The 11,188-nt window shown below is 39.8% G+C and carries 10 protein-coding genes; all 10 read right to left on the minus strand.

Features of this window, described 5'->3' with window-relative positions; translation table 11 throughout:
* Positions 1-4 precede the first annotated feature (4 nt).
* The 10 genes from DSM03_RS14505 to DSM03_RS14550 all read right to left on the minus strand — a co-directional run bounded on the left by DSM03_RS14505 (position 5) and on the right by DSM03_RS14550 (position 11,187).
* Entirely contained in the window at positions 5-1,513 is a 1,509-nt protein-coding gene (locus DSM03_RS14505; RefSeq protein WP_128762468.1) for a glycosyltransferase family 2 protein, read from the minus strand.
* Positions 1,510-2,649 (minus strand): glycosyltransferase family 4 protein, encoded by a 1,140-nt coding sequence (locus tag DSM03_RS14510; RefSeq protein ID WP_128762469.1) that lies wholly within the window; start codon positions 2,647-2,649, stop codon positions 1,510-1,512. The genes DSM03_RS14505 and DSM03_RS14510 overlap by 4 nt, the downstream gene beginning before the upstream one ends.
* Positions 2,649-3,740 carry a glycosyltransferase family 4 protein gene (locus DSM03_RS14515; RefSeq protein ID WP_128762470.1) on the minus strand — a complete coding sequence of 364 codons (1,092 nt, stop codon included), beginning with the start codon at positions 3,738-3,740 and terminating at the stop codon, positions 2,649-2,651. Before DSM03_RS14515 ends, DSM03_RS14510 begins: the two co-directional genes overlap by 1 nt.
* The gene (locus DSM03_RS14520; RefSeq protein ID WP_128763271.1) at positions 3,737-5,143 is read right to left on the minus strand and encodes a hypothetical protein; all 1,407 of its coding nucleotides are present in this window, start codon (positions 5,141-5,143) and stop codon (positions 3,737-3,739) included. Before DSM03_RS14520 ends, DSM03_RS14515 begins: the two co-directional genes overlap by 4 nt.
* Positions 5,144-5,208: 65 nt before the next feature.
* Positions 5,209-6,330 carry a UDP-N-acetylglucosamine 2-epimerase gene (gene neuC, locus DSM03_RS14525; protein ID WP_128763272.1) on the minus strand — a complete coding sequence of 374 codons (1,122 nt, stop codon included), beginning with the start codon at positions 6,328-6,330 and terminating at the stop codon, positions 5,209-5,211.
* Positions 6,331-6,332: 2 nt separating this feature from the next.
* A complete protein-coding gene (locus tag DSM03_RS14530) occupies positions 6,333-7,253 on the minus strand; it encodes an O-fucosyltransferase family protein (protein ID WP_128763273.1) in 921 nt (306 codons plus the stop codon).
* Positions 7,250-8,290, minus strand: coding sequence for an N-acetylneuraminate synthase (gene neuB, locus DSM03_RS14535; RefSeq protein WP_128763274.1), 1,041 nt, complete (start codon positions 8,288-8,290; stop codon positions 7,250-7,252). The genes DSM03_RS14530 and neuB overlap by 4 nt, the downstream gene beginning before the upstream one ends.
* Positions 8,291-8,307: 17 nt before the next feature.
* Positions 8,308-8,967, minus strand: coding sequence for an acylneuraminate cytidylyltransferase family protein (locus tag DSM03_RS14540; RefSeq protein WP_128763275.1), 660 nt, complete (start codon positions 8,965-8,967; stop codon positions 8,308-8,310).
* Between the two features lie 7 nt (positions 8,968-8,974).
* A complete protein-coding gene (locus DSM03_RS14545; RefSeq protein WP_128763276.1) occupies positions 8,975-9,949 on the minus strand; it encodes a glycosyltransferase family 2 protein in 975 nt (324 codons plus the stop codon).
* A complete protein-coding gene (locus DSM03_RS14550; protein WP_128763277.1) occupies positions 9,946-11,187 on the minus strand; it encodes a glycosyltransferase family protein in 1,242 nt (413 codons plus the stop codon). The genes DSM03_RS14545 and DSM03_RS14550 overlap by 4 nt, the downstream gene beginning before the upstream one ends.
* Position 11,188 lies beyond the last annotated feature (1 nt).

Below are 11,188 nucleotides of genomic sequence, written 5' to 3' on the forward strand. Positions count from 1 at the left end.
AGGCTTATTTATAACGTTCACCAAGTGCGATCAAGCGTTGGGCATACCATTTTGAAAGTCTATATTGCCTCAACTTCTTTGGAATATGAAGCAACCGCTTCAACACCAAATACGACTTACCGCGCACCAAATTCAATATAAAATGCTTGTATTTATATTCTTTTTGCTGACTGGGAGTGAAATGCTTTAGGGTGTAATACATAATAGTCGGGCTTGGCACTGGTTGTAACGCTCCTACAGGAGCATCTAGTTCCCAAGGTTTGGATGTTGGCTCCTCTTGTCCCCAAAACCGATAGCCTCCGGCTGGTGGCTTTAAGTGCAAATTAACGGAAAACGGATTATACAACACTATTGCTCCAGCTTTTAAAAGTCGTAATCCAAAGTCACTATCTTCCCCATAGCCGCCATCAAAATTAACATCATTCCCAATCAACTTCCGTACAAAGCTCATACGCACACAACTATTAGCATTGCTAAACTGATGGGCTACTCCAGACTTTTGTGTGCCAATTGGGTTACTTCTCAAGTAAGCTTCTAAATCGTTCAAATCATTGGTATAATGCTTTGCTCTAACATCCCTCCCATTACAAGCATCTGCTTTATAGGTTTCTAAAAAACGAATATGATTTTCAATAAAATTTGAAGGTATTCGTATATCATCATCTCCAAAAATGATATAATCACCTTTACATTTCATTATAGCCTCATTACGCGCACGGCAACTGCCGGAGGTCTCCTGCCAGATCAATTGAAACCTATAAGGTAAATCCAATTCATAAACAGTAGCGTCTCTATTTGCAACCGGAGTTGCATCTACAACGATAACCTCTAAAGGTAGTACACTTTGAGCGGCATAATCCTTTAAAAGCTTAACAGTATATTCCTGCCGAAACATCGTAGGAATAACTACAGAAACCTTAACATCTTGAAAAGATTTTAAGGCTTTTAAGGGTAAATACTTAGTAGACCGAATCAATCTAACATGCTGCTTTGCTTTAAGCAGATTAATCAATTCCGAAAGCCAAGCGCTTATTGGTTGACGTACTAACATATACAGACTATGTCCAACCTTAAAATGTTTCCGGTAAAAAATATAGCGCTCTAAAGCACTAATTTCGATAGTGCTTACCACGGACGGAAAAAGTCCTTTGACATATAGGGGGACTCCACCAGCCTCTCTTAATAACCTATAGCCCAGTTCAATTCCAGAAATCGCCTGGTTTTTAAAGCTTTCATCAAATCCTTTAAGAAAATCCCATACTTGCTCCCGAATTACAAAATGATCAGGATTCACACGCCAATTAACGCATTGCGTAGTGTTCTCAAAATCATTGATAAACCACCAGAAGGTTGCGGTTTGATAAACCAATTCAGGAAAGCAATTCTTAAATCCTTGATCATAACTGGAGTGCCATAGATCTCCTGGCCCCTTAGCCAGTTGGTCTAGCATTTTTAAATCAGGGGTACCCGTGTATAATAAGATTTCTCCTGTATCGGTTATATAGCGAGTCATTCGTTTATAACAGTTTTATAAAATGCTAAATTTTGTTCTACCACAACCGCGGTCGCAAATTTCAATTTCACATGCGCTCGTGCTTTCTTACCCATGCTTGAGCGAAGATTGGAATTTTCTAACAGTTCCTGAATGCTATCAGCAAACTGTTGATGTTCTTTTGGATTTACCGTATAGCCAGTCTCTCCATCGATCATCACCTCGTTAGCCCAACCAATATCAGAAGTTACCAAAGCCTTTTCCATCGCCATGGCTTCTATCCAGGTCATCGGCAGTGCCTCTGCAAAACTGGGCAACACTACAACACTTGCCTTCGCCAATTGGTGCTGAACTTCAGTATAAGGTAGCACTCCCATAAATTCGACCTGTTTATGAAATTCAGGCTTTAACGCTTCCAAAAAGAGTTCTTGTGTAGATCGACCGGTGAATATATCGATCACATCAGTTCCAACTAAAATAAGTTTGGCTTCTTTGTGCGCTGTAAAAACCAAATTGCAAATTTGAGTAAGTTCTAGAACACCTTTTTTTCGGATGATAGTCCCAAAGTAAAGTATTCGACCTTCCTCCGGCAGAACTTCAGCCGGCTGAAAAGCCTCCACGTTGATGGAATTGGGGATAACTCCAATTTCTTTTTCTAAGCCAAAAATTTGTTTAGTGAGCTTTGCTGTAAAAGCACTCACCGCAAGAATATGATCGGCATTTTTAAGCGCTTGGTGTTCAAACCAACGATTTTTAGTTTTTTGTTTGCGCTGCTCCAAATGACAAAAATAGGCATCGGTCCCATGAAGTCGAATTACCAATGGACATTTAAAACGCATCAAAGCCGTAATTCCGGTCCAATCCGGCGCTTCAACAATGTCTATGTTCTCAAGAAGAATAAATTTATTGATATACCGCTGTAAAAACTTGCGGTGCAAATACCAGCCGGCAAAGCTATACTTCCGCTTGGCGATGCTGTGAATTTTGATTCTCTGATCTTCAAACACCCTATCCTCCGCCTGACTATACACAAAAACCGTAACCCGTTCCCCGGCCTGAACCAGGCTTGATGCCAAATTTTTAATACTGGTCCCTAATCCTCCACTACGGTTTAATTGAGCATGTGGATATTCCGGAGTTAAAAAAGCAATATGCATCAGTCCAGTAGATTTATATGTTCTGCGACCATACGGTCTAGAGAATATTCGTTTTCAATTAAAATCGAAGTATCTTCATTTATTTTGAGATCCCCGGCTACAATATCAGTTAAAATCAAAGAAAGCTTCATTTTATCTTTAGCTGAAAACAAAAATCCATTCGCACCATCCCTAATAATCTCAGGATTGCCGCCAACAGTTGTGGTGATCACAGGAACATTTGCCGATAGACTTTCAAGAATTGAAAGACTGAAGCATTCCATATACGTAGGTTGAATCAGATACTCATAATCGGCTAGAATCTTCGGAATCTCTGAAGAACTGCCTCTAAATGTTAATAAATGATCAACCGCTTTGTCTATTGCCTGTTGTTTAAGCCCATCTTCCAGCGGACCTTCACCGTAAACTGTTATGTGTAACTCATTTTGCACCTCAGGCTTTAGCATCGACAAGGCATCGATTAAATCCTGCAAACCTTTCGACTCCCTCAGATGGGAAACCACGACGAACTGAACTTTACCTTCCAGTTTCTGGTCGTTACTTTTTCTCTTTTTAAAGACTGAAGTATCAATCCCGTTGTAAATCACCCCGGTTTTACGGGCCACTACTTTGCCCAGATCCTTTACAATATGCCGGGCCGTATAGCTGCTCACCCCGATAAACCGGTCTGTAGCCTTATGATTTAAATAACCTTTAAGTCTATTCTTGAGCCGTTTTTTAATAGGAAAACCATTTAAAGGGCGCGGATTATGATCTACTGCGATTACTGTTTTGATCATTCCAGCCTGTTTGGCTTTTTTATAAAATGGTGTGCAGAGTTCGGTGAAATGCGTAACCAGTGCGGTATATAGCTTGCCCTTTTCTTGAAGGTGTTTTAGAAAAAAAGCTTCAACACTCAAGTTTCCTTCCGCCGAAAACACATTAACATCCGTATAAAAATCCAACTCGTGTAAATCCGGAAAAAACCAGTCAACGTCATAGCCTTTAGCCTTTACAGCCCGATCATAGGCTACAAAAAAACGATCCATCCCACCAATACGGTCCGGACGTAAAACATAATTACAAACTACCGCTAGTCTTTTGGTACTCATAGAATCGCTTTTAATGCTTCAACACAAGCCCTGGTGGTTTTTTCGAGGGGTTTACCTATTTGCATTGCGATAAGCTTTTTTCGGTTTTCCAGATCAAGTTCAGGATTTTCCAGGTAGGTGTTTACCGCGTTAAAAAGTTCATCTTCGTTCTTGGCAATCTTCACCGCCCCACTTTTAACCACGTTACCATAGTGCTCGTAGTGTAAAAACCGCTGGTCGTTGTAGAGTCCGTTATTCCCATTCCCAAAGGCCGTGTTGACAACCGGCTTCTCAAACAACATAAAATCAAGGCTCATAGTAGATAGCATATTGACGTTGAGATCGCAAAATTTAAGTATTGCTTTAAGCATACTCAGATCCTCGAGGGTAGGTACGCGTTGCGACCATGGCTCGGGGTGCCCCTCACGGGTAAGTTCCCATTTGGGGTGATTCCATTTGATTTCCGGGTACTTCGCTTTGGTTTCTGCGAATCGGCTCTCGTCTTCCGCTGGCGAAGTACGTACCAGGAGCTGGCAGGATTCAATCGCTCCGTTGCGAATACCCTCGGCCAGGGTTGCGATCACCAAAGGATCGTTGGGTCCAATGGTTGCGTCGGCACAGCTGTAACACAGGATTTTTTCTTCGGAATTTAGGCCGAAAGTTTCATAAAACTCAGCCTTTGAAATATCAAATTGAGGTAACACATAGGGTTCAAATTGCGGCGTACCTACTATGGAAACGGCTTCGGGTTTTGTAAAGGAGTAAAACCGAAGCAACTCGTTTTTCATCAATTCACTCCAAACTAAAAAATAGTCAAAGCTTGCCGCCATCCTGCCTTTTGAAGCCAGATTATCCCACGAAAAAATAAAGGATGCGGTGGGTATTTTTAATTTTTTCGCCCAAAATACCAACGTAGCAATAAATGGGGGGCGCTGATGAGTGAAAAACAATAAATCGGGTTGGTGTTCCTGCACGAATTGCCCGTATTGTTTTACGACAGCATCAGCAGCAAAGCTTTGTTCCTGAAATTGCTCATACTTAAGAATGCTCTTTTCGCTATGAAAAACCGAACTGACCGCATAAACTGCACGAACCAGCAAACCATGCGGACTCCAGCTTTTAGCCTTATTCATCTCGTAATTATCTGCGATTCCCGGATTGGTTTTATGCTTTTGAAGGTGCGCGACTTCTTTGAGTTTACGCCAAAACCAGTTCTTCTTAGTCTCGGTAAATACCGGAAGTTCAACAATCGTAAATTTCGCTGCATCCAGCTCAGGAAAAGCAGAATAAGGAAGCCCGGAAAAGATGATTATTTTATAAAAAGAGCGTGCCGCCTCGTCAAGAAATGTACTTAAAACGAAGTTGCGAAAACCAACACCATCTGTAATGACAATTCCTAAAGTTTTTGGGGATTCAGAATTCAAAATTGAAGATTTGAAGATTAGGGTTATTGAAAAGTAGTTCTGCTTTTGTATTTCTATTTTTCAGGCTAAAGATCCCGGAATTGCTTCTGATGATCAATTTGCCAAAATGTTTCGGTTCTTAATGCTTCCAGAAATCCGCAGGCGGCTGTTTTAGCCGATTTTTTGCCTTTTGGTTTTACGCTTACTGCTTTCGCGGAAGCAATACCAGCGGAAATAGCTGCTTTTGTATTATCTACGTGAATAATACTATCAGTCTTTAAATCCCGGTTTTCCTGGCGTCTGCCCACATTAACAGTGGGTATCCCTAAATAGGGTGCCTCGTGAATCCCGGCACTGCTGTTTCCTATCAAAAAATCTGCGTTTTTGAGCAAGGTAATAAAATATTCAAACCGCAAGGACGGAAAAAGCCTGAATCTGGGGTGGCCTTCAAATTGCTGATAAGTCTCTAAAATAGCCGTGGACCCGAGGTCGTTGTTGGGGTAAATCACAATATAATTCTGATCATCATCCAAAAGGGCTTCAACAAAATCAGCTGCATGAGCAGCTGTTTCCTGATGCGCGGTGGTCACCGAATGAAATAAGACTACTGCATAATTCTTAAAAGGAATGTCGTAGTAGGCTTTTGCAGTTTTTAAAGGCGGTAGGCTATCACTAAATAAAACATCTAAATCAGCTGAACCGATATTGAAAATACTGCTCTCGAGTTCACCCATTTGCACAAGACGTTTAGCTGCTGTCTCGTGAGAGACAAAATGAATGTGACTCAATTTACTCACTGAATGCCGAATGAGTTCGTCAACGGTCCCCGAAAGTTCGCCGCCTTCAATATGCCCCACCAAAACATTATTCAACGAACCCACAATCGCTCCTGCCAGAGCTTCAACCCGGTCGCCGTGAACGATAATCAAGTCCGGTTGAAAAGTCTTTACATAGGTTGAAAAACCTTCAATAGTTTTAGCCAGGGTCAGGTCCATCGTTGCCTCAGAGGTATGATTGGTAAAGCGATAGATATTTTGAAAACCGGCCTTTTCGATCTCAATAACGGTAAGACCGTATTGCTCAAGCAAATGCATTCCGGTAGCGAAAATACCATACTCAAAATCTGAGGCATCGTTTACCGCTTGTATGAGGGATTTCAGTTTCCCAAAATCTGCCCGCGTACCGCTAAGGAAGGCTATTTTTTTCAAAGCTATTTTGATTTTAAAAAGAACTTTTCCGGAAAAAAACGGTAGTTAGCGTAAGGCTCATTCAGCATTTCGACTTCCAAATTTGGATTAAAAATCACAGAACAACCACTTAAAATAGAGGCTGTTTTAATTAGTTTATTACACTCAGAAAGAATTAGACAGTCAATTAAAGCCTCCCGATTGATTTCCCTTAGATTCTTTGAAGTTATATGAATTGGCTTCCCATTTTTAGACCGGTTAACCGAACGGGTTAGGATATACTCGTTTCCAAAATGAGTGGTCATATAATCGATAAAATTATGATCATCACTAGCCAAAAAAAATTGAGTGATCTCAGAGTTCTTTGATAATTCGGTATGCATGATTTCTTTTACCAGCTCGTATGATACTGCAGGAGCTTCGCTTACCTTGTCTGTGCCTCTATAATGCACGCCGATAATACGGTTTGTTTCAAAATGATCTACAATATAGTTTTGCACATATTCAATTACACCCGTATCGATTTCTAAATACTTTCTGATTAAATAATTAGCTCGATCCAAATTTAGACGTGAATTGTAATTCCAGGCCCTGGACAAGCCTAAATCCTTAAAAGAGCGCATCGCAGCATAGCTTAGAAAAAAAGATTTTTTACCCCCCTTTTTTAACTGTATTAATTCCGAAAAGCTCTTTGATCCTATTCGCTTAGATGGATTTCTAAAAACCACAAAAGGTTTTAAACCCTCGGATTCACAATATTCAAGGATTTCAAGCAACCATATAAAATTTGCACCAAATCCCATTATAGAAAAAATCTCAACAGCAAATATCCCTTTAGATTTATTCTCTAAAATGATTCTTTTATTGCGCTGTAGGCGAAGGTTAAAATAATAATCCATTCCTCGTTGATACGCCGAGCTCAGGAATAATTTTATGGAACTCATTGAATATCGCTGGCTTTCAATTGTTCATCTTCAGCAATTGCGCGTGTTGCTATTTTTCCAAGGATATCTTCAAAATGTTCGGCCAAAATCTCACCGGTTCCCGGTCGTTTTACCCATATATTTTCTTCCGTAAAGACTTCTCCCTTTTCGATCGGAGCGATGGTACAAAGGGTTGCGAATGCAAAATCAATAGTTACCTGTTCTTCCTTTGCCGGAGCTTTTTCGCCCCCGCGCATCTGCCAGATTTCATTACTGGATTTTATGAGTTCACCGCAAGCTTTCTCATCCATACTACACACAATATCCGGACCCGTACGCTGCATATGATCTGTAAAATGACGTTCTAAAATGGAGGCGCCTAAAGCAATTGCACCCAGACAAGCATTGTTATTCAACGTATGATCTGATAACCCAAAAGGTACATCAGGAAATGCCTCGTGCACTTGAGTCATTGCGCCCAGTCTGACTAAATGGGTGGGCGTTGGATATAAATTGGTGGTATGCAGCAAAGCGAAAGGGGTACCGGCTTCTTTAAAAATTTGAACTGCCTTAGAAATACTTTCAATAGTATTCATACCTGTACTAAGGATGACCGGTTTGCCAAAACCTGCAATGTGTTTTAGCAGGGGATAATTATTGCATTCTCCCGAACCTATTTTATAGGCCGCGACACTCATGGCCTGAAGCCGGTTTGCTGCAGCACGAGAAAATGGTGTGGAAATGAAAATCATTCCTTTTTCTTCCACATAGTTTTTTAAGGCAATTTCATCGGATTCATCAAGCGCGCAACGCTTCATAATCTCGTAAATAGAAACAGCTGCATTCCCCGGAATTACCTTTTTGGCAGCACCACTCATTTCATCTTCCACAATGTGTGTCTGGTGTTTGACGACCTCAGCTCCGGCCCGGTAAGCTGCATCAACCATCTCCTTAGCCACCTGCAGCGAACCTTCGTGACTGATGCCGATTTCGGCTATGACAAGTGGTGGATAATCCCTTCCTATTTTACGATTTTCGATTTGGATGTATGGGTTCAAAAGTTTGGATTTTATTCTTAGTTATAAAATTTCAGGTACAACTCCGCTTTCTTAAAATCAGCTTCTGTATCAATATCGATATCGGCAAAAGGGTGCTCCACAATTAAGGGATAATTATTTTCCCCGAGAAGTTTCCCCTCTTTTAACAATTCCGTTTTAAAAATATAGAGCAGTCCATTTTCATAATACAAAGGCTCAAGATCCTGACTGCGTTGCCCCATTTGATAATTGTAGGGGATAAACCGATTATTTGAAATGGTTCCCACTTTATGTTCATTTCGGGAAACCGTCATCAGACTGTCGCAATCCTCTTGCTCAAAAATCGCGATGGCTTCTTTAAGAAGACCTTTCGGCCTTAATGGGTTTGTAGGTTGTAATAAGATAACAGCATCGTGTTGCTTCTGGAGTTGACTTACTGCGTGTTGCAAGGCGGTAACTACTGGGGCTTCGTCACCGGCTAAGGCATCGGGCCTTTTAACAACCTCAACACCTACTTTTTTTGCATATTCAAGAACACATTTATCATTCGAGGTAACCACCACATTGCTAAAACCATTATCTTGAGCATAGGCTATACTATGGCCCACTAGCGGTTTGCCTCCAAATTGTCGCATATTCTTTCCGTGAAGGCGCTGTGAACCGGCACGAGCGGGGATTAAGACAAGGTAATTGTTCATTTAAAATCTAATAAACATTTAGTTTTTTGAGCAACTTATCCCAAGGAAGGAAATTAATATCGAATAATTTATTACTGTTTATCATTATGCCTAAAATGTGAGAGGCCATTTTTCCTCTTCGAGTAGCTTTTAAATTATCTTTAAGCCCTCTATAAATAACTTCAACATTGCTACTATGATTGTTAGCTATTGCTTTATGTAATAAGTTAATCAACAAACGATAAGCACTATTTGCTACTTTAATATTCGAAATCCTTACTGATCTTTCTAAGTTGACTAAGATAGCAAATGCTTCAGACTCTTTAAACGCTTGATTATAGCCTTGATTTAAAGATGTCTTAGATGAAGGGTGCGATCTGTATAAAAATAATTCTGTTTCTATTATGCTATAAGCTTTGGGACTAATGTCAACAAAAAGCCTTGTAAAGAATTCAAACTCCTGACTTTTTTTTAAGGTATTATCAAAAAGCGATCTACCATTTAAAAAGTCTCTTTTAAAAGCTACGGAACCTGTGATTAATTTTAAGTTCCATAAAAAATAATCTGTATATAATTCTTGGGTTTTGAATACCTGCATCGGCTTTTTATTTTCTAATAGTTCATTAGTAAAAAAGCCAGAACTTATTACAAGTTGTACATCATTTTTAAAAGCATGTATTTTAGTTTCGATAAATTGAGGTAGCATATAATCATCAGCATCAAACCAGTTAACAATAGCTCCGGAAATTTGATCAAAACCAAAATTTCGGCAACTATTCGCTCCTTTAGGCAAGCTATTTGGCCGTTGAAAAATTTTAAATCGGCCATCGTAAAAAGCAATATGCTCCGCAATAGTTACACTTGAATCCGTAGAGCCATCATCAACAACGATACACTCCCAGTTTGAATAACTTTGCCTTTGTATACTGAGTAATGTTTCTTTCAAATACTTTTCACCATTGTATACAGGAATAATTATAGAGAACTTTGCATCTGAAATCATTTGGATATAAGTTCACTTAAAGTTGCTCTTAAATATGAAGGTGAAAAATAACCTTGAAGTTTTAGTTCATATAAATTAGCAACTGTATTATTTTTCCATTGATGATACAACTCTTCAAGTCTAAATGTTATAAGGTTAACGTCATCAGCCTCAGCAACAAATGAATAATTTTCACCTAAAAGTCTACGCACTTCACTATGTTTTGGCCCCAAATGTAATATAGGATTGTTGGCTTGTACGAGATTAGGAAATTTTGCCGGTAAAAACGGACTCACCTCAGCTGCTGCTTCTAATACAATAGTTACCGCACTATGCTGCTCCAACCAACGCACCTGTTCATAAACCATAGATCCGGTATACCGATAAATAGCTTCTACTTCATTACAAACTTTAGAGAGTTTAGGTTCATGATAAGCTCCCGGACCTATCAATAAGAGTTTGGCATGCGTTTGAGCTTCAGAATACTGTGCTAAAAACAAATTCCAGGCTTGTATTAATGGATAGGGATCCCGTTGCTTTAGTAAATTCCCGGCATGCAAAACATTAAAATGCTCCGGATTAAAAAACTCAGGAAATATTGCATCTACAACTACGACTTCGCTGGGTTGGTGCGGTAATAGGATCCCTTTGGTTTTAAAATTAACATCAAAAGTTCCCATCCAGTCTTGCAAACCTTTGGAGGGGTAGCTCAACCATTGCGCCTTATGAGCTACTTTCTTAAAAAAAGCTTCCTTTTGAACGCTCCCGGGTTGCATCCAATCATAGGGTTTGGGATACCAATGGAAGGGATAGGGATCATGTATATAGGCCAACCACTTTGCATGCCATTCAGGTAGTTTTAGTAAAGCAGCATGCGTACGATAACTTGCTCCTTTACTCAATGTGAGTACAATATCATAGTCAGCTAATCGTAAAGGCTTTAAAGCCGACACCATACTATTGACATCATTAAAGAAGGTAAAAGAAAATCCAAACTGTTGCTCTAAAGACTTAGAAAAATCTGTTTTGGTAATGCGCTGCAAGACCCGCTGTCCTCTACTCAACCAGTAATTGATATCGGTTTTCTTTTCTTGAATTAAGACGGCTTGAACACCAGGTAAGTGTATCTCTTTATGGGAATAATGATAGACAGTGATTTCAAACCCGGCTGATAATAATGCACGTATCAAGGCATAATTAGCCTTTCCGGCACTACTTGCATTAATATCTATCGTTTCGGATAAAATTAGAATATTCACA

The sequence above is a fragment of the Leeuwenhoekiella aestuarii genome (genome assembly GCF_004104055.1).
GTDB lineage: Bacteria > Bacteroidota > Bacteroidia > Flavobacteriales > Flavobacteriaceae > Leeuwenhoekiella > Leeuwenhoekiella aestuarii.